The following is an 18,797-nucleotide window of genomic DNA, read 5'->3' on the forward strand; positions in this document are numbered from 1 at the left end:
TTCGCAGGTGGGCGTTCCCGTCAACCGGCGGCCGGGCTGAAGGTTCCGAAAGGAGAGGGCGCCGTGCCGACCCCTGCGCCCCATCTGTTGAATTGTCGACGGTGGGGGACATGCGAGGGAAGACGGAGATGCGTGGGATTGCCGGTCCGCTGGCCGCTTCGATGGCGGCCCTCACTCTGGTTGCGCTGATGGCGGTGGCCCCGGCGGCCGCCGAGCCGCGCCACGGCATGGCGCTCTACGGGGAGCCGAAATACGGCGCGGACTTCAAGCATTTCGACTATGTGAACCCGAACGCGCCGAAGGGCGGCAAGGTCACGTTGCAGGCCATCGGGTCCTTCGACACGCTGAACCCCTTCGCGCTGAAGGGCGTGCCAGCGGCCGGCGCCACGATGATCTACGACACGCTGATGGCCAACGCCGCGGACGAGCCCTTCACCGAATACGGCCAGCTGGCCGAGAGCATCGAGGTGCCGGAGGACCGGTCCTGGGTCGCCTTCACGCTGCGCCCGCAGGCGCGCTGGCACGACGGCAAGCCGGTAACGGCCGAGGACGTGGTCTTCACCTTCCACACCCTGACCGAGAGCCACCCCTTCTACCGCAGCTACTACGCCGCCGTGGACAAGGTGGAGGCCGATGGCGACCGGCGGGTGCGCTTCACCTTCAAGCCGGGCGACAACCGGGAGCTTCCGCTGATCGTCGGGCAGCTGCCGGTCCTGCCGAAGCATTACTGGGAGGGCAAGGAGTTCCAGGCGACGACGCTGGACCCGCCGCTCGGCAGCGGGCCGTACCGCATCGCCGCCTTCGATCCCGGGCGCAGCATCAGCTACGAGCGCGTGGCCGACTATTGGGGCGCCGACTTGGCCGTGAACGTCGGCCGCAACAACTTCGGCACTATGGCCTACGAGTATTTCCGCGACGCCAGCGTGGCGCTCCAGGCCTTCCGCGGCGGGCTGTACGACTTCCGCCAGGAGAACGTCGCCAAGACCTGGGCGACCGGCTACGACTTCGACGCCGTCCAGGCCGGCAAGGTGGTGCGGGAGGAGATTCCGAATCAGGTTCCCGCGGGCATGCAGGGCTACGTCTTCAACACGCGCCGGCCGATGTTCGCCGACCGCCGCGTGCGCTGGGCCATCGCCCAGGCCTTCGACTTCGAATGGACGAACCAGACGCTGTTCTACGGCGCCTACAAGCGGACGGAGAGCTACTTCGAGAACTCCCCGCTGCAATCGCAAGGCGTTCCCCAGGGGCGCGAGCTGGCCCTGCTGGAACCCTGGCGCGGCAAGATCCCCGACGAGGTCTTCGAAAAGCCCTACAGGGCGCCGTCGACCGACGGCCAGAACGGACTGCGCCGCAACCTGCTGGAGGCCAAGCGCCTGCTGGACGAGGCCGGGACCGACGTCCGCAACGGCCGGCGCGTCATGGTCGCGACGGGACAACCGCTGTCCTTCGAGATCCTGCTGGACAGCCCGACCTTCGAGCGGGTGACGCTGCCCTTCGTGGAAAACCTGAAGCGGCTGGGCATCCAGGCCAACGTGCGCACGGTGGACACGACGCAGTATGAGAACCGCATCCGGGACTTCGACTTCGACATGACCGTCCATGTCTGGGGCCAGTCCCTGTCGCCGGGCAACGAGCAGGCGGGATTCTGGGGTTCCAGCGCGGCGGAGCGGCCGGGCAGCCAGAATCTCGCCGGCATCCGCGACCCGGCGGTGGACGCGCTGATCGGCAAGGTGGTCAGCGCCGGCAGCGAGGAGGATCTGAAGGCGGCGGTTTCCGCGCTCGACCGCGTTCTGCTGTGGGGCCACTACGTCGTGCCGCAGTGGTATTCGGGCGTCTACCGCGTGGCCTACTGGAACCGCCTGAAGCGGCCGGCCACGCTGCCGCCCTACTCGCTGGCCTTCGACGCGTGGTGGCTCGGCGACGCCAAGTCGGTGGCCGAGCAGCCGCCGCGGTGATGTGGGCGTCTATCGGGAGGAGACCGGCATGAGCACAGTCATGGTGGTCGAACACGACGCGGTCCTGCGGGCGCGCATGGCCGATGCTCTGCGCAAGGCGGGGTTCGATGTCGAAGAGGTCGCGGGCGGCCAAGCGGCGCTCGCCCGCCTGAACGAGGGCGTGTGCCCGGCGCTTATCCTCCTCGGCCTGAACCTTCAGGATCCGGGCATGAACGGGTGGGAGTTCCGGGCCGCGCTGCTTCAGGACCCCGATCTCGCCCATATGCCCGTCTGCGTGGTCATCGACGCCGGGACCGAGGAGGAGACGGCGGAACGGCTCTGCGCCGCCGGCGTGCTCCGCCATCCCGTCAAGGATGCGCAGCTCGTCCGGATGGCGCATCGATGCGCCGGCCACGCCGCTCCGGACGACGACGGCGCGTAGCCGTTCCGACACCTTGACCTTGTCACCACCGGGCGAACGCGGACCGGCGTAGGGTCGCCGCACGCCGTTGCGGCGCTTCGGCCACAGGGCCCCCGAAACGGTGGGGCGCCTGGGCAAGCCGCTTGCAGTTTTAGAATAATTCTATTTTATTCGCGCCGAACACGGACACGCGGTCGCGTTGCGGGGGCAGCTGGATTTCGGTAAATCTCAGCTTGACCACAGCCGTTGCGCGTGGCGCATTTCTGATGCCCCTATTCAACTTGCGGACAGCACGGCGATGACTTCGGTGAACAAGGCGCAGACCATCCTGGTGGTGGAAGACAACGTGCTGATGCGCAAGCTGTTCGTCCGCTGCCTGGAGGAAGGCGGCTACACGGTGGTGGAGGCGGAGGACCCGCGCCTGGTCATCGACCTGATGCGCGACGTGCCGCCGGACCTCGTCGTCATGGACATCGTGATGCCGAACGTCTCGGGCGTCGAACTGATCAAGATGATCCGCGCCGACGCCGCCCTGGCCGCCACGCCCGTGGTCGCCGTGACGAACCTCGCCACGCCCGCCGACAAGCGCCGGCTCACCGACGCCGGCTTCGACGCGCACGTGTCGAAGCCGATCAAGCCGAAGGACTTCCTGGCGACGATCGTGGGCATCATGGACAGGACCCTTCCGGCTCCGGCCGTCTGAGACCTTTTCGCTGCCTTGAGATCCGGGCCGCGGCCGTTTGCGTAGACGTCCAAACGGGCTACTTCGAACGCCTTAACAGCACCTTCAAAGAGGGGAAGAAACGATGGCGCGCTATCTCGTCACCGGCGGCTGCGGCTTTATCGGCTCGCACCTGATCGAACGCCTGCTGGCCGCCGGGCACGAGGTCCGCGTGCTCGACGACCTCTCCACGGGAAAGCGCGAGAACCTGCCGGATTCGGTCCCGGTCACCGTCGGCGACGTCGCCGACCCGGCTGCGGTCGACGCGGCCATGAGCGGCGTGGACGGCTGCTTCCACCTCGCCGCCGTCGCCTCCGTGGATCGCTCGCGCGAGGCGTGGCTGGAGACGCACCACGCTAACCTGTCCGGCACCATCGCCGTGTTCGACGCGGCCCGCCGCGCCCGGGGCGGTGGGCCGGTCCCGGTCGTTTACGCCTCCTCGGCCGCCGTCTACGGCGACAACCCGAACATGCCTCTGACGGAGGACGCCGCGACCCGACCCCTGTCCGCCTACGGCGCCGACAAGCTGGGCTGCGAGCTGCACGCCCGCGTCGCCGACGGGGTGCATGGGGTGCCGACGACCGGCTTCCGCTTCTTCAACGTGTTCGGGCCGCGGCAGGACCCGAAGTCGCCCTATTCCGGGGTGATCTCGATCTTCGCCGGCCGCATCGCCCGCGGCGAGCCGATCACCGTCAACGGCGACGGGGAGCAGGTGCGCGACTTCGTCTATGTGAAGGACCTCGTGCGCTACCTGACCGCCGCCATGGAGCGTCCGCAGCCCGGTGCGCCGGTCTACAACGTCTGCACCGGCACGCCGACCACGGTGAACCGGCTGGCGGAGGTGCTGGCCGCCGTCGCCGGCAAGCCGCTCGACCGCCGCACCGGACCGGCGCGGCCCGGCGACATCCGCGTGTCGATCGGCGACCCATCGCGGCTGGTCGCCGCCTTCGGCATGGCCTGCGAGACGTCGCTGGAAGAGGGCTTGCGCGACACGTTGGCGTGGCTGGCGTGATCGGACGGCGGTCCTTCATGCACGGCCTTCTGGGCGGAGCGGCGGCGCTGACCCTCCCGCGTGGAGCGCAGGCGTCCCCGGCGCCCGCCCCATGGGCGGTGTATTACGCCGACAAGGAGCCCGTGAAGGCCTTCGAGCCCTACCGGCTGCTCGTGCTCGACAGCGCGCACCACCCGCCGCTGCGCGTGCTGAAGGACCGCGGCAAGACGCTGCTCGGCTACATCAGCCTGGGTGAGGTGGAGCTGCACCGCCCCTGGTTCGCCCAGGTGAAGGACTGGGGCTTGCTGTCGCAGGAGAACCCGAACTGGGCCGGCAGCTTCTACGTGGACGTCCGCGACAGCCGCTGGGTCAAGCTGGTGGTCGAGGAACTGGTCCCGTCCATCCTGCGCCGGGGGTTCGACGGCATCTTCCTCGACACGCTCGACAACCCGCCGCACCTGGAGCGCACCGACGCCAAGCGCTGGGCCGGCATGACGGAGGGGGCAGCCCGGCTCGTCCGCGCCATCCGCGCCAACTGGCCGGGCATCCGCATCATGCAGAACCGCGCCTACGAGATCCTGCCGGACGTCGCGCCGGTGCTCGACTATGCGCTGGGGGAGAGCGTCTACGCGGGGTGGGACTTCGCGGCCAAGAAGCCGCGCCTGCAATCCGCCGACGACTACCGATTCCAGGTCGAGGCGCTGACCGGCGCCCGACGGCTGAACGCCGCGCTGGGCCTCTATTCCCTCGACTACTGGGACCCGGCCGACGCGGAGGGCCTGCGCCGCATCTACGCGCTCCAGCGCGCGAACGGCTTTGCGCCCTACGTGTCCGTGGTCGACCTGGACCGCATCGTGCCGGAGCCCGCGGCGGCCACCGCCCGGGGCGTGGAGAAGGCCCCGTGAGGCTCGGGAGTCTCCTTCACCGCTTGGCCGTCCTGCTGATCCTCGCCGCGGCCCTCCTGCCTGCTGCGGCGCGGGCGGCGGAGCGGGGTGCGGTTCCGCGCACCATCCTCGCGCTCGTGGACTTGCGGGAGGAGGGCATCGTCCGCCGCACGCGCATCCACACGATGGCGGAGATGCCGCTGAACCACCTGGGCCTGACCGTCGCCTATTGGAACGTGGCGGACGGTCTTCCGGACCTGTCGCGCTACCCGGACCTGCGCGGCGTCGTCACCTGGTTCACCAACGAGCCCTTCGCCGATCCGCAGGCCTACATCGCCTGGGCGTCGGCCGCCATGGACCGCGGCCTGCGCTTCGCCGTGCTCGGCCAGGCGGGGGTGCGCGGCCGGTCGAACGGGCAGACGGTCCCGCTTGCCCTGTCCAACCGCTTCTTCGCGCGCTTCGGCCTGCGCGACGACGACGGCTATGTGGACTTGACCTACCGTGCGCGCCCGGTGGTCAGCGACGCCATGGTCGGCTACGAACGGCCGCTCATCGGCGTGCTGCCCGGCTTCGCGCTCTACCGCAAGACCGACGGGCGCTACGACTCGCACTTGGTGATCCGCCGCAACGGGGATGAGGCGACGGACACCCATCTGGTGGTCACCGGGCCGAACGGCGGCTTCGCCTACAGCGGCTATGTCCGGCACTATGACGCGGAGCTGAACCGCAGCCTCTGGATTCTCGACCCCTTCGCCTTCTTCCGCACGGTCTTCGCGACCGACGACCTGCCGAAACCGGACGTCACCACCCTGTCGGGGCGCCGCATCTACTTCAGCCACATCGACGGCGATGGCTGGCGCAACGTGACGGAGGTGGAGCCGTACAACAAGGATCCAAACAACAAAGGTGGGGTCATCGCCGCCGACGTCGTCCGGCGCGAGGCGATCGAGGCCTTCCCGGACCTGCCGGTGACGGTCGCCCCCATCGTCGGCGACGTGCACGCCGACTGGAAGGGCACCGCGGAGACGCGGGGCGCGGCCTCGCGCCTGTTCGCCCTGCCGCAGGTGGAGCCCGCCAGCCACACCTGGACGCACCCCTTCCGCTGGTCCTTCTTCGCCGACTACACCCCGCAGAAGGAAGCCGTGTTCAACGAACGCGCCGACGACGCCCCGCGGCGCGGTTATTTCGACGAGCTTCTGGGGCGCCGCAAGGCCACCGCCCCCGGCCACGAGGCAGTGGGGGAGGTGTCGGACATCGGGCGCTATTCCATCCCGCGCGCCTATCTGGAACGCCCCTTCGACCTGGACCAGGAGATCGGCGGCGCGCTCGATTACTTCACGCGCATGGCGCCGGAGGGGAAGAAGGCCGTGCTGGTGCAGTGGCCCGGCGACACCTCCCCCTTCTCGGCCGCCGTCGCGGCGACGCGCAAGGCCGGTGCGCGCAACATGAACGGCGGCGATTCCCGCTTCGACGCGGAGTTCCCGTCCATCACCGCGGTGCCGCCCATCGGTCTTCCGGTGGGAACGGAGCGGCAGATCTACTCCGGGAACAGCAACGAGAACACCTACACCGACCTCTGGACCAACCGATTCTTCGGGTTCCAGAACCTGATCAACACGGTGCGCAACACCGACAGCCCGCTGCGGCTGAAGCCGTTCAACATCTACTACCACATGTATTCCGGGCAGAAGACCGCCAGCGTCCAGGCGCTGCGCCGGAACCTGACCGCCGCGCGGGAAGCGGAGATCGCCCCGGTGATGGCCTCCACCTACGCCGCCATCGCGGACGGATTCTACGCGACGCGATTCGTTCCGGACGGGGAGCGGCGGTGGCGCGTCACGGACCGCGGCGACCTCAACACGCTGCGCTTCGACCGCGCCAGCTTCACCGCGGTGGACCTCAATCGGTCCACGGGGGTGCTCGGGCAGCGGCACCACCAGGGCAGCCTCTATGTGGCGCTCGACCCCGCGGTTGCGGAGCCGGTGGTGGCCCTGGGCGAGACGGCGCGCGCCGACAACGATCCGCCGGCGGACCGGCCCTACCTCGTGCAGGGGCGCTGGGCGTTCAGCGGTCTGGTCGTGGACGGCGGCGGCTTCCGCGTCGGCGCCCAGGGCTACGGCCGGGGGGAGATGGCTTGGCACGTGCCGGAGCCCGGCCGCTACGCCATCACCGCGGAGCGCGGCGGCACGGTCCTGTGGCAGAGCGAAGCCGAGGTCGGGGCCGACCGGCGCCTGAACGTCGCCATCGACGCCGCCGCGATCCGGCCGCTGACGCTGCGCGTCCAGCGGACATCACGGTAGGGGGACGGGATGCGCGCGAACATCCTGTTCGTCCTTCTGATAATCGCCGTCGGCGTGGGCGTGAGCCTGCTGCTGATCCCGCGCGGCGAGGAGTTGGCCCTTCAGAAGTTCCGCGATCAGGACTACGCGACAGCGCGGCTGGCCTATGAGCAGCGCTTCGACGCCGGTGACCACTCCGCCGCGACGGTCATGCCGCTGACCCGTCTGTACCTCGACGGCGGTGAGGTCGACCGGGCAATCGCGCTGATGGAGGCGTTCGTCGCCCGCGAACCGGAGGCGAACGCCTCCTACGCCGAGGGACGGCAGATCCTCTCCCGCCTCTACCGCGACGCCCAGCGCATGGGCGATTACCTGGAGAATCTGGAGGTGCTGGCCCGGCTGCGTCCGACCGACGAGAATTACCGGGAACTGGCCACGTTGGCCGGCTTCCACGGCCAGATCGACCGCCAGATCGACGCGCTGCGGCGCTATTGCGAGCTGAGGCCGGAGGATGGCGACGCCCAGATGGAACTCGGCACGCTGTTGGCTTCGCAGGGCGCCTACGCGGAGGCGATGGAGCGTCTCGGCAACGCCGACGATCGCGCCAAGGGGGCCATCGAGCCGAACGGCCGTGAGCTGCTGATGAGCCTGCTGCTCGACCAGGGGCGGGCGGGGGAGGCCTACGCGCGCGCCCGGCAATGGATCGCGCTGGGCACGACCGTCGGCGACACCATCGGCCTGCTCAGCCAGTTCGCCGCGGCGAACCGCCCGGACCTGTCCGTCAAGCTGCTGGAGCCGAAGCTGGCCGATCCGGCCCGGCCGCTGGCGCTGGAGCTGACCCACATCGACCTGCTGACCGCCGCCGGCCGGGTGGAGGAGGCGCGGGCGCGGCTGGACGCCCTGCCGGACGCGGTGGACGACCTATCGCTTGGCCGGCTGGTCGCCTTGCAGATGAACGTCGGCCTGGGGCGCAAAGCGCTGGAGACGGCGAAGGGGCGCGACCTCAATCTGATCCCCGACTGGGCGCTGGTCGGCATGGCCGAAACGGCCTTCCGGGAGCGTGACAATGCCTTCCTCGAGCACATGACGCGCGAACTGGGCGACGCCGTCCTGGCGCAGCACCCCGTGCTCGCCGCGAACATCGCCATCGCCCGCGGCGACAAGGGGGAGGCGGCGCGCCACGCCCGGGCGGCGCTGGCCGACGCGGCACTGCCGCTGGCCGAGCATCTGGCGGCCGTGCGCCTTCTGGACCGCGCCGGGCAGCGCGAGGCGGCCGCAGCCGCTTTCGACCGGCTGGCCCTGACCGGAGCGCTGCCGGACGAGGTGCTGGAGGAGTTGGGTGGGCTGTTCCTCGACCTCGATCGCGCCAAGGCCGGCGTGGCTTGGTTCGACGCCCGCCGCGCCGCTATGCCGTCTCTGGCCGGCGACCTCGGCTGGGTGCGTCTCGCCGCCAAGGCCGGCGATCCGGGGCGGGTCGCGTCCTGGCTCGACGCACACCCCAGGCTCGATCCTGCGCTGTTGCAGGACGTCGCCGGGATCGCGGCGGAGCGGGGCGCCTCTGTCCTGGCGCTGAAGGCGGCGGAGCGGGTCTACGCCGCGGCACCGACGCCGCGCAGCCGCTTCGCGCTCGCCTCCGCCCTGCTGTCGGCCAAGCGGCCGGCCGACGCCCTGCCGCACCTGACGGACCTGCTCGCCGACGGCGGGGCCCCAGTGGAGCCGATGGCGGTGGAATCGGCCTACGCGGCGGCCCTCGGCGCGCTCGGCCGCAACGAGGAGCTTGCCCGGTTCGTCGCTGCGAAGCTCAACCGCGGCAGCCTGCGCGAGGAGGAAGAGACGGCGCTCCTCTACACGCTGCTCGACCTCAAGGCTTACCGTCCGGCGCTGCCGTTCCTGCGCGACCGGGCGCGGCGGCTGGGCGGGGAGTGGCTGTTCGCCTACGCCGACGCCGCCCGCAAGACTGGAGCCGTCCGCGAGTTGGCGGACCTTCTGGAAGCGGACCTCGCGCGCCCGGACCTCGACGCGAAGGGGCGGGAGGACCGCGCCGGGCTGCTGCTCGACGTCGGGGGACCGGCGCGCGCCCTTCCCGTGCTGAAGCAGCTGGCCTCCGGCGGCGAGGCACGGTGGGATGGCCTGTACCGCGACGCGCTGACGAAGCTGGGGCGCAAGGACGAACTGCGCCGCCATCTGGCCGCCCGCGCCCACGACGACCGGGTGCCCGCGAAGGAACGGCGCGAGATCGCCTTCGCGCTGCTCGACCAGGGCGATAAGGCATCGGCCGAACAAGCGTTGCTGCGATTGGCCGCGGGCCAGGGTCCGGACAGTGCGGATTTCAAGCAGCTGACCTTCCTGTGGGGGCCGCGTCCGGCGGCGGCGGCGCTCGATTGGATCGAAGGGCGGGCGAAGGGTGCGGCGTCCCCCGCCGAACAGGCGGCCTGGTACGAGCGGCTGGCGGACCTCGGCGGGGCGCGTCGGGTCGCCGACCGGTTGGGGCAGGGCGGCGCACCCGCGGCCAAGGATCTGAAGGGCCCCTACATCGAAGCGCTCGCCGCCCAGGGCAAGGGGAAGGAACTGGCGGAGGCCGTCAAGTCCGCCGTCGGCCAGGAGCGGGAGCCGGAGCGCCTGCGTCGCTACGCCCGCCTGGCGGAGCAGGCCCGCCAGCGCGGGGCCGCGGCGGAGGCCTGGAAGGCCGTGCTGTCGCAGAGGCCGGACGATGGCGATGCTCTGCGGCAGTTGGGCATGCTGGCCTACGACGAGAACCGGCTCGCCGATGCGGAACGGTTTCTGCGCGGCTTCCTCGCCCAGCGGCCGGGCGACTATGAGGCCAACTACTTCCTCGGCGAGTCCCTGACCGGCCAGAAGCGACCGGCCGAGGCCGTGCCCTTCTACCGCCGCGCGCTCGAGCAGGTCCGCGCGCTGAAAGCAAAGAGCGACAACGTCGTGCAGACGGAGGCGAACATCCTGCACCGGTTGGGCAAGGTGGACGATGCGGTGGTCCTGTTCGAGACGCTGCGCAAGCTGCGGCCGGCCGACCGGCAGCTGAAGGCGGACTACGCGTCGATGCTGATCGACAGCGGACGAATGACGGAGGCGCGCCGTGTGCTCAACCTTCCGTAATCGTCACGCGCAGAATCCCCTCTCCCGCCGGGGGCGGGCGAGGGGGTTTTGGGCGCTTCTCGCCACCCTGCTGCTGGCCGCCGCGACCCCGGCGGCTGCGCAGACGAAAGCCGCCGTCCGCGTGGAGGCGACCCGCGAGGAGACGGGCGCTCGGCTTGCACTCCGCTGGCCCGGCGCGGTCAGGGTGGATCCGGGACGCGATGGCCGCGAACTGACGATCCGCGCCTCACGCCCGCTCGGCGACGCGCCGCTGGACACGGTTCCGGATCGGCTGCAGGGTTGGGTGGACAATGTCCGCTACGGCTACGACAGCCTGCTGCTGGTTCTCGCCCAGGGCGTGACCGCGGAGGTCTCCGTCGAGTCCAACGGGGTGACCATCGCCTTCACCCGGGAACGCGCGACCGGCCGGCTCACCGTGGAGGAGCAGGCGGCGGAACAGGTGGCGCAACGGCGCATCGACTATTTCCGTGCGGTCACCTTGATGGAACAGGGCGATGTGCGGGAAGCGCGCAGCCTGCTAGGCGATCTGCTGCGGGCCAACCCGAACGACGTCCAATCCACGGCGCTGCTTGCTCAAGGTGAGGAGCGGCTCGGCCGCTGGCGGGAGGCGGTGGGTCTCTACGACCGCGCCCTGGAGCTGGCACCGAACGAGCCGTCGCTCGTCACCAGCAAGAACAACCTGCTGCGCGAGCATGGAGAGCATGCGCGCGTCGATTGGGACCTGTTCCAGGTGAAGAACGCCGACGTGCAGCGCATCGGCCGGCTGACCGGAAGCTTGGAGGTGGGCGGCAACACCAGCGTCCTCTACGCGCTGGAGAACCGCGACGTAGATGTGGATCAAGCGGTGCGGGCCGACGGGACCGTGGCGCCCTTCCACGGCAGCCGCCAGCGCGCGGAGCTGACTCTGCGCCACGACTGGCCGGAGGTGCAGCAGTCGCGACTATCGCTGTTCGCCGCGCAGAAGACGGTCGGCGCCGGCTATGTCCATGGCTGGCGCGAGGAGCGGTCGGAGACCCGCGCCGGCGTGGCGTGGCGAGAGCCGACCTACACCTTCATCGAGGGGATCGTCGGCGGCGGCCGGCGCGACCGCGTCTTCCTGACCCACGAGGAACGGCTGTCGGAGCGCTGGTCCGCCAACCTCGGCGCCGGCTGGAATCGTTATGGCCTTGCGGGGGCCGGCGACCTCGCCACTTCGGCGACGGTCGAAGGGGCGGTCCGTTATGTGCTGATCCGGGAATGGCCGGTGACTAGCATCGCCTATGTGCTGGACGCGGAATACGTCGCGCGGCGCGCCGACCGGGTCGACGAGGCGGGGGTCGCCTACCTGCCCCTGCCGGTCCAGACGCGCGAGGTGCACGCGCTTCAGCTCGCGCTGGACGACGCCCTGACCGATTATCTGCGCTACAGCATCCAGGGCGGCTACGCCTACGATCGGCGCGGGAAGGGCGGGCCGCAGGGCTCGCTGGCGCTCGCCTATGAACCCCTGGAGCGTCTGGAACTCGGCCTGCGGGCCAGCTACACCCGCGCCACGGCGCGCGGCAGCGGCACCACCGCCACCGGGGCGGGCGGCTATCTGATCATGCGCTATTGACGGCGCGGCCAACGGGACGAACGGCCATTGGAAAGAACCGCGGCATGAGCGAATCCACACTGGAACCGGGCCTCGACCCCGGAACCGCGGCGGCGCAGGCCGGGCCGCGCCGCATTCTAGGCCTGCGCCGTGTGGCGCTGGTGGAGCTTGCCCTGTTCTTCCTGGTGGCGCTGGGGCTGGACGCTATGGTCGGGGCGGGGCTGCGCTTCGACGGCGTGCAGCCGCATCCCTTCTGGATTCCGGTTCTGCTGCTGGCGATCCAGTACGGCACGAACGAGGGCGTGCTGGCCGCGGTCGTGGCGTCGGTGGCGCTGCGGCTCGGCAATGTGCCGGAACAGCTGATCTCCCAGGACTTCTACCAGTATCTGTTCACGATCAGCCGGGAGCCCATCCTGTGGCTCGTCGCCGCCGTGCTGTTCGGCGAGCTGCGCATGCGCCAGATCCGGGAACGGGACGAACTGCGCGCCGGCCTGGACCTCGCCCGCCGGGAATCGGACGCGATCACGCGCTCCTACCGGCAGCTGAAGTCGGTCAAGGAAAGCCTGGAAACCCGCGTCGCCGGCCAGCTTCGCACCGTCTTCACGCTCTATCAGGCGGCCCGCGCCATCGACAAGCTGGACGAGGGGGAGGTGATGCTGGGCGTCGCCGATCTGGTCCGCTCCGTCATGCGGCCGGAAAAGTTCTCGCTCTTCCTCCTGAACAACGACGTCCTGGAATCGGTGACGAACGAGGGCTGGGACGACGAGGATGACAGCTACGCCCGCTGGTTCGACCATTCCTCCCAGCTGTTCGAGACGGTGGTCGGCCGCCAGCGCATCCTGTGCGTCGCCCGCGCCGAGGATGAGCGCATCCTGAAGGGCGAGGGCGTGCTGGCCGGCCCGCTGGTCAGCGACGACACGGGCGAGGTCGTCGGCATGCTGAAGATCGAAAGCCTGGGATTCCTGGACCTCGGCGTGAACAGCCTGGAGAACTTCCGCATCCTCTGCGAATGGATCGGAACCGCCCTGGCCAAGGCGCGGCAGTTCCGGGAGCTGAACGAGCAGCGCCTCTATTCGGGCGACGGCTCGCTCTATTCGTCGGGCTTCATCGACCGGCAGGCCATCTTCCTGGCCAACCTCGGCCGCCGGCTCGGCTTCGAGACGACGACCGTCACCATCCGGCCGCAGGGCTTGTCCCGGCTGAGCGCCGACCGGCGGGCGGAGGTCGCGTCGGCGATCGGGCGGGCGGTGCGGCAGGGGCTGCGCGACACGGACATGGCCTGCGACGTCGGCCAGCACGGGATGGTGTTCGGCGTCGTCCTGCCCGGCACGCCCATGGACCGGGCGCAACTGGTGTCCGAACGGCTGGAGGCGTCCGTGCGCAAATCCCTGCCGGCCGACCTCACCGACCTGCCGATCACCTTCACGGCGCAGAAGGTGGGCGCGGAATGAGCACCCACGCCGAACCCGCCGACGCCGTGCTGGAGGAGGCGCCGAACCTCGGCACCGCCGACCTGCTGGCCGCGCTCGCGCTGGTGCTGGTTGCGGAGGCTGGCGTGGTCACCTGCGCCGCATGGCTGGGGTCGCCCTTCGGGCTTGCGGGGGCGATTGCGGCGCATGCCGGCATCGTGGCAGCGGTCGCGTTCTGGGTGCGGTCGCGGGTGAGGCGCGGGCTGGACCTGCGGCTGGCTGGACTGCTGCTGGTCACCACGCCGGTGCTGGGGCCGCTCGGGCCGGTCTGCACGCTGCTGACGACCCTGCTGCACGCCCTGTTCCGGCGTTACGCCACAGGGTTCCAGGACTGGTATCTGTCCCTGTTCCCGGAAAGCCAGTCCGAACCGGCGCAGGAGCTGTACGAGCTGATCGTGTCGGGCCGCGAGACCTCGCACCTCGCCGCCGCGGAATCCTTCACCGACGTGATGTCGGTTGGCTCCCCCCAGCAGAAGCAGGCGGTGATCGCGCTGGTCGCCCGGCACTTCCGCCCAGCCTTCACGCCGGCGCTGAAGGCCGGGCTCGCCGATTCCGACCCGTCCGTCCGCGTCCAGGCGGCGACCGCCACCGCGCGCGTGGAGCACGAGTTCAACGAGCGCTGGCTGGAGTTGGAGGAGGCCGTCCGGGCGAACCCGCAGGACGCGCGGGCGGGGCTGGCCCTGGCGCGGCACCTGGACGACTACGCCTTCTGCGGCCTGCTCGACACCAACCGGGAGCAGGAAATCCGCGACAAGGCCCAGGACGGCTACCGCCGCAGTCTGGAGCTGGCACCGGACGACGACGACGCCCGGCACGACTTCGGCCGCCTGCTGCTGCGCTGCGGGCTGGTGGAGGAGGCGGCGCGCGCGCTGGAACCGCTCATCGAGCGGACGGACGACCGGCGGGTCCTGTTCTGGTACGCGGAATGCCTGTTCCGCCTGGGCCGCTACGGCGACCTGCGCGTCTTGGCGCAACGCCGCGCCGACCTGATGCCGATTGGCGCGGACAGCACCGACACGCTGGCGTCGGTCATGGCGCTGTGGGCCGCGCCGGTCGAAGGTGAGAAGGAGCCGGTGCCCGCATGAGTGATTTCCGCAAATCCGACGATCCGGCCGACGTCTGCCTGCTGATGGAAGGTTCCTACCCCTACATCCTCGGCGGCGTGTCGACCTGGACGCACGACCTGATCAAGTCGCACGCGGACCTGACCTTCCACGTCGTCTCGCTGGTCGCCGACCGGGCCACCCGCAAGATGGCCTACGAGCTGCCGCCGAACGTCACCGGCCTGACCCACGTCTACCTCCAGGACCCGGACCCGGGCTGGCCGTGGGTGCCCGGCAAGGCCGAACTGATGCGCCGGCTGGAAGCGCCGTTGAAGCGCCTTCAGCAGGGCGGCGGCCTGGCCGAGGTCGAGGAGGTCGTGCGCCTGCTGTCGCGCCGACGCGGGAAGGTCGGGCGGCGGGTTCTGCTGAACTCCGAGGAAGCCTTCCGCATGGTGGTCGGGCTGTGCCGGGAGACCCTGCCCGACGCCTCCTTCCTTGAGTATTTCTGGGGCTCCCGCGCCTTGATGAGCGGGCTGTTCGCCACGATGCTGGCGCCGATGCCCGCGGCCAAGGTCTATCATGCCATTTCAACGGGTTATGCCGGTTTGTTCGCAGCCCGTGCGACGCTGGAAACCGGCCGTCCGGCCCTGCTGACGGAGCATGGCATCTACACCAACGAGCGGCGGATCGAGATCCTGATGGCCGAATGGCTGTTCGAGGGGGCCGATACCTCGCTGGTCGTGGACAAGAAAAAGCGTGATCTGAGAGACCTTTGGCTCGACACCTTCGCAAGTTACTCGAAGGCCTGCTACGACGCCTGCGACCGGATCCTCACGCTCTACGGCGGCAACCAGGAATTCCAGCGGCGCCAGGGTGCCGACCCAAGCCGCTTGAAGGTCGTCCCGAACGGCATTGATTATGCTGGATATTCGAAGGTTCAGCGCGACACCTCCAAGCGCCCGCCGACCATCGCTCTGATTGGCCGCGTGGTGCCCATCAAGGACGTGAAGACCTACATCCGCGCGGCCGGCATCCTGCGCGAGGACATCCCAGACCTGAAGGCGATGATCCTCGGCCCGCTGGAAGAAGACCCGGGCTATGTGGAGGAGTGCCGGACCATCGTGAAGCATCTGGGGCTGGAGGAGACGGTGATCTTCGCCGGCCGCGTGAAGCTGACGGACTGGCTGGGCAAGGTGGACGCCATCGCGCTCACCAGCGTCAGCGAGGCACAGCCGCTGGTGATCCTGGAGGCCGGCGCGTCGGGCGTGCCGAGCGTGGCGACGGACGTCGGCTCCTGCTCCGAACTGATCCTGGGGCGCGACGACGAGGTTCCGCCGCTGGGACCGGGCGGCGCCATCACCCCGCTGGCGAGCCCCTTGGACACGGCGCGGGAACTGCGTGCCCTGCTGCTCGACCAGCCCTGGCGGGACCGCTGCGCCGCCGCCATCGCGCAACGCGTCGCCCGCTATTACGACAAGGTGGAGATCGACCGCATCTACCGCGCCATCTACGACGAGCACATCGCCCTGCCGACCCAGACGACCCTGTTCGAGCGCGCTCCGGCGCGGGGAGCGGCGTGACATGGCCGGCATCGGTTTCGCGCTGCGCAAGCTGGCCCGGCGGGACGACCTGCTGGGCGTCCTGCAAGGCTACGCCCATTCGGCCTTCATCACCTCCGGCCCGTGGATGTTCACCATCCTGGCGCTCGCCGGCATCAACCTGATCGGGCAGTCGATCGTGTCGATGGAGGAGTTGACGCTCTTCCGCGTGGTGGTGATCTACAATTTCTGCTTCTCGGTCGTGCTGACCGGGCCGCTGGTGCTGGTCGCCACGCGCTATCTGGCGGACGCGATCTACGCCAAGCAGGTGGACACGGCACCGGGCATGCTGCTGACGACGCTTGGGCTCGCCTACGGGCTGTCGGCGGTGACGGCGGGGCCGTTTTACCTGTTCTACAGCGACCTGCCGGCGCCGATGATGACGGCGGCGCTGATCGGTTTCTTCCTGGTCAGCGGCATCTGGGTCGTGTCGATCTTCCTGTCGGCGCTGAAGGACTATGTGGCGGTCACGGCGGCCTTCGGGATCGGCATGGCGGTGGGAACCGTCGCGACCGCCGGGCTGGGGGCGTTTGCCGGCCCGACCGGAATGGTCTGGGGATTCTCGGCGGGCCTCGCCGTCATCCAGTTCGGCCTGATCGCCCGCGTCTTCGCGGAGTATCCGTACCGCGTCGCGCGGCTGTTCGCCTTCGTCAGCTATTTCCGCAAATATTGGGATCTGGCGCTGGTCGGGCTGGTCGCCAACCTGGCGGTCTGGGTCGACAAATGGATCATGTGGTTCGTGCCGGAGCGCGAGGCGGTGTCCGGCGCCATGGTGATCTATTCGGCCTATGACAGCGCCATGTTCGTCGCCTACCTGACGATTATGCCGGCGCTGACCCTGTTCACGGTGAACGTCGAGACGCGATTCTTCGAACGCTACCAGGGCTTCTACCGCGACATCCAGGAGCACGCGACCTATGACCAGATCGCGCGCAACCATCGGGGGATCATTCAGGCGCTGCTGGACAGCTCCCGCAACCTGATCATCCTCCAGGGGGCGGTCTGCGCGCTCGCCATCTTCCTGGCGCCGAACGTCGTCGGGGCGCTCGGCCTGCATTACCAGCAGATCGGCATGTTCCGCTTCGGCGCGTTGGGCGCCTTCTTCCAGGTCGGATTCCTGTTCTGCACGGTGATCCTGGCCTATTTCGACCTGCGCCGGCGCAATCTGTTCGTGCAGATCTTCTATCTGGCCGCCAACAGCGGGCTGACGCTGGTTTTCAGCCGCATGGGCTTCGCGTGGTATGGCTACGGCTATTTCCTGTCGTCTCTGCTGGCCTTCGCGGTCGCCTATCTGCTGGTCGCCACGGCGGTGCGGAAGCTGCCCTACGTCGCCTTCGTCGCCAACAACCCGTCGGTCCGGTGACAGCATGAAAGGCTTGGCCGTCGTCGCTCTGGTCATCCTGGTCGCTTCGCCCGCGGCGGCCGACCCGGTGCGGGTGGACCGCACAGACCCCAGCCATCTGCGCGCGCTCATGCAACCGCCCGTGATTCCCAGGGAGGTCCTGCCGCCCCGCACGCGCTTCATCCGCTCCCAGGCGGTCTACAGCCTGCCGAAGGGCTTCGATGGCCTCGCCAAGTTCGATCCAGCGCTGTCGCACCTGTGCCAGCGCGGGGCCTTCGTGCAGGAGAGCGACGGATTCTATTGGGCCCGCACGCCGGACAAGCGCTACGGCGTCGCCTTTTCCGGCGGGGCGAATCTCATCGACCCGCAGGGCAAGCGGCGGCCGGGCCAAGTCTATTTCTTCGACGGGCAGGACAGCCGCTGCCGGGTCTATGTCGGGGAGCAGGCGCGGCTGATGCCGAACTACATCGGGCAGGGAAGCCCATGACATCCACCTCCCGGCCGGGCGCGGCCGGGAGGTGGATGCGCGTTCACTTGGCCGCGACCGTGGCCGCCGGCTGGGCCGGACGGCCGACGGCGAACAGGATGCCCTCGCTGTTCACATGGTCGCCGGGGCCGAACTGGAAGCTGTTGATGGCGCCCTTCTCGTCCGTGCCGAAGAGGATGAAGCCCGGTCCGACGCCGTTGGCCGAAACCTTGCCGTCCACCACCGTGTCGCGCACGTCCGGATAGCGGGCGTAGGCCTGGGCGAGCCCCGGGTTGGCCTTCAGCACGGCCGGCGGCAGGGTCTTGGCGCTGTAGTGGGCCACCGACGAGGAGTCGAGGACCATCAGGAAGGCCTTGCCGCGCCCGGCCGGGATCGGCTGGCTCATCACCACCATGACGTGGCCGGTGTCGTTGGCCGGCTTGCCCGTGTAGGGGATGCCGCAATGGCCGGGCAGGCACCAGGACAGGATGTCGCCGGGCCGCACGTCGGCCAGCTTGCGGACGGGCGTGAAGGGCGCGCCCGGCTTCAGGTTGGCGAAATACTGCCGGTAGACGTTGGCGCGCGGGTAGGGCTTCGAAGCCTCGCCCGGCACCTGGGACTGGTAGGCGTGCACCGCCTCGTACTGGAGCGGCAGCTTCTTCAGGTTGTGCGACACCCAGCCGGAGCAGTCGGCCTCGACCTCGTACTTCCCGTCGCCGAGCGGCAGGACGACCGCCGCGGGGCTGTTGTTCTCCTGCTCGTGGACGTACTTCGTCTTGCCCACGACGCTGGCCAGCGAGCCGGTCACGCCGGCCAGATGGGTGGCGGGCGTCGGCACGGGAAGGGCGGCCTTCTGCTGGGCCAGGGCGGGAAAGGCCACCCCGGCGAGGATGGCGCCGAGCGCTGCGGTCTTGGCGAAAACATTCATGGCGATATGCACCCACTGATACGGGGATGGGACAACT

General features: G+C 69.6%; 14 protein-coding genes. 13 read left to right on the forward strand and 1 reads right to left on the reverse strand.

All coding sequences use genetic code 11. The features are described from left to right. The first annotated feature begins 128 nt into the window (after positions 1-128). The 13 genes from J2851_RS01320 to J2851_RS01380 all read left to right on the forward strand — a co-directional run bounded on the left by J2851_RS01320 (position 129) and on the right by J2851_RS01380 (position 17,853). Positions 129-1,955 (forward strand): extracellular solute-binding protein, encoded by a 1,827-nt coding sequence (locus J2851_RS01320; protein ID WP_246500341.1) that lies wholly within the window; start codon positions 129-131, stop codon positions 1,953-1,955. A 28-nt stretch (positions 1,956-1,983) separates the two neighbouring features. Next, positions 1,984-2,376 (forward strand): response regulator, encoded by a 393-nt coding sequence (locus tag J2851_RS01325; RefSeq protein WP_209762715.1) that lies wholly within the window; start codon positions 1,984-1,986, stop codon positions 2,374-2,376. A gap of 277 nt (positions 2,377-2,653) precedes the next feature. Next, positions 2,654-3,058, forward strand: a complete 405-nt coding sequence (locus tag J2851_RS01330; protein ID WP_209762719.1) for a response regulator — start codon at positions 2,654-2,656, stop codon at positions 3,056-3,058. Between the two features lie 103 nt (positions 3,059-3,161). Continuing rightward, positions 3,162-4,088 carry an NAD-dependent epimerase/dehydratase family protein gene (locus tag J2851_RS01335; RefSeq protein WP_209762721.1) on the forward strand — a complete coding sequence of 309 codons (927 nt, stop codon included), beginning with the start codon at positions 3,162-3,164 and terminating at the stop codon, positions 4,086-4,088. A 17-nt stretch (positions 4,089-4,105) separates the two neighbouring features. After that, positions 4,106-4,972: a glycoside hydrolase family 191 protein gene (locus tag J2851_RS01340; protein ID WP_209762724.1), complete on the forward strand. Its 867-nt coding sequence runs from the start codon at positions 4,106-4,108 to the stop codon at positions 4,970-4,972. After that, on the forward strand, positions 4,969-7,251 hold the full coding sequence (locus J2851_RS01345; RefSeq protein ID WP_209762727.1) for a polysaccharide deacetylase family protein: 2,283 nt from the start codon (positions 4,969-4,971) through the stop codon (positions 7,249-7,251). The genes J2851_RS01340 and J2851_RS01345 overlap by 4 nt, the downstream gene beginning before the upstream one ends. Positions 7,252-7,260: 9 nt before the next feature. Continuing rightward, positions 7,261-10,344 (forward strand): tetratricopeptide repeat protein, encoded by a 3,084-nt coding sequence (locus tag J2851_RS01350; protein ID WP_209762732.1) that lies wholly within the window; start codon positions 7,261-7,263, stop codon positions 10,342-10,344. Beyond that, the gene (locus J2851_RS01355; protein ID WP_307419144.1) at positions 10,325-11,935 is read left to right on the forward strand and encodes a tetratricopeptide repeat protein; all 1,611 of its coding nucleotides are present in this window, start codon (positions 10,325-10,327) and stop codon (positions 11,933-11,935) included. Before J2851_RS01350 ends, J2851_RS01355 begins: the two co-directional genes overlap by 20 nt. A 44-nt stretch (positions 11,936-11,979) precedes the next feature. After that, complete coding sequence (locus tag J2851_RS01360) at positions 11,980-13,365, forward strand: GAF domain-containing protein (RefSeq protein WP_209762735.1); 1,386 nt, start codon at positions 11,980-11,982, stop codon at positions 13,363-13,365. Further along, complete coding sequence (locus J2851_RS01365; protein WP_209762738.1) at positions 13,362-14,468, forward strand: tetratricopeptide repeat protein; 1,107 nt, start codon at positions 13,362-13,364, stop codon at positions 14,466-14,468. Before J2851_RS01360 ends, J2851_RS01365 begins: the two co-directional genes overlap by 4 nt. Beyond that, positions 14,465-16,006, forward strand: a complete 1,542-nt coding sequence (gene pelF, locus J2851_RS01370) for a GT4 family glycosyltransferase PelF (RefSeq protein ID WP_209762741.1) — start codon at positions 14,465-14,467, stop codon at positions 16,004-16,006. Before J2851_RS01365 ends, pelF begins: the two co-directional genes overlap by 4 nt. Position 16,007: 1 nt before the next feature. Next, entirely contained in the window at positions 16,008-17,387 is a 1,380-nt protein-coding gene (pelG, locus tag J2851_RS01375) for an exopolysaccharide Pel transporter PelG (protein ID WP_209762744.1), read from the forward strand. Between the two features lie 4 nt (positions 17,388-17,391). Further along, positions 17,392-17,853: a hypothetical protein gene (locus J2851_RS01380; RefSeq protein ID WP_209762747.1), complete on the forward strand. Its 462-nt coding sequence runs from the start codon at positions 17,392-17,394 to the stop codon at positions 17,851-17,853. Between the two features lie 43 nt (positions 17,854-17,896). Here J2851_RS01380 and J2851_RS01385 read toward each other — a convergent pair whose 3' ends face one another. Beyond that, positions 17,897-18,760 (reverse strand): hypothetical protein, encoded by an 864-nt coding sequence (locus J2851_RS01385; protein WP_209762750.1) that lies wholly within the window; start codon positions 18,758-18,760, stop codon positions 17,897-17,899. Positions 18,761-18,797 lie beyond the last annotated feature (37 nt).

The sequence above is a fragment of the Azospirillum rugosum genome (assembly GCF_017876155.1).
Classification (GTDB): Bacteria; Pseudomonadota; Alphaproteobacteria; order Azospirillales; family Azospirillaceae; genus Azospirillum; species Azospirillum rugosum.

Bases quoted from the DNA above. Each gene is read 5' to 3' on its own strand.
- J2851_RS01360 (WP_209762735.1), top strand. From the start codon at position 11,980: ATGAGCGAATCCACACTGGAACCGGGCCTCGACCCCGGAACCGCGGCG.
- pelG (WP_209762744.1), top strand. From the start codon at position 16,008: ATGGCCGGCATCGGTTTCGCGCTGCGCAAGCTGGCCCGGCGGGACGAC.
- J2851_RS01335 (WP_209762721.1), top strand. From the start codon at position 3,162: ATGGCGCGCTATCTCGTCACCGGCGGCTGCGGCTTTATCGGCTCGCAC.
- J2851_RS01320 (WP_246500341.1), top strand. From the start codon at position 129: ATGCGTGGGATTGCCGGTCCGCTGGCCGCTTCGATGGCGGCCCTCACT.
- J2851_RS01330 (WP_209762719.1), top strand. From the start codon at position 2,654: ATGACTTCGGTGAACAAGGCGCAGACCATCCTGGTGGTGGAAGACAAC.
- J2851_RS01385 (WP_209762750.1), bottom strand. From the start codon at position 18,760: ATGAATGTTTTCGCCAAGACCGCAGCGCTCGGCGCCATCCTCGCCGGG.
- J2851_RS01325 (WP_209762715.1), top strand. From the start codon at position 1,984: ATGAGCACAGTCATGGTGGTCGAACACGACGCGGTCCTGCGGGCGCGC.
- J2851_RS01350 (WP_209762732.1), top strand. From the start codon at position 7,261: ATGCGCGCGAACATCCTGTTCGTCCTTCTGATAATCGCCGTCGGCGTG.
- J2851_RS01340 (WP_209762724.1), top strand. From the start codon at position 4,106: ATGCACGGCCTTCTGGGCGGAGCGGCGGCGCTGACCCTCCCGCGTGGA.
- J2851_RS01380 (WP_209762747.1), top strand. From the start codon at position 17,392: ATGAAAGGCTTGGCCGTCGTCGCTCTGGTCATCCTGGTCGCTTCGCCC.
- pelF (WP_209762741.1), top strand. From the start codon at position 14,465: ATGAGTGATTTCCGCAAATCCGACGATCCGGCCGACGTCTGCCTGCTG.
- J2851_RS01365 (WP_209762738.1), top strand. From the start codon at position 13,362: ATGAGCACCCACGCCGAACCCGCCGACGCCGTGCTGGAGGAGGCGCCG.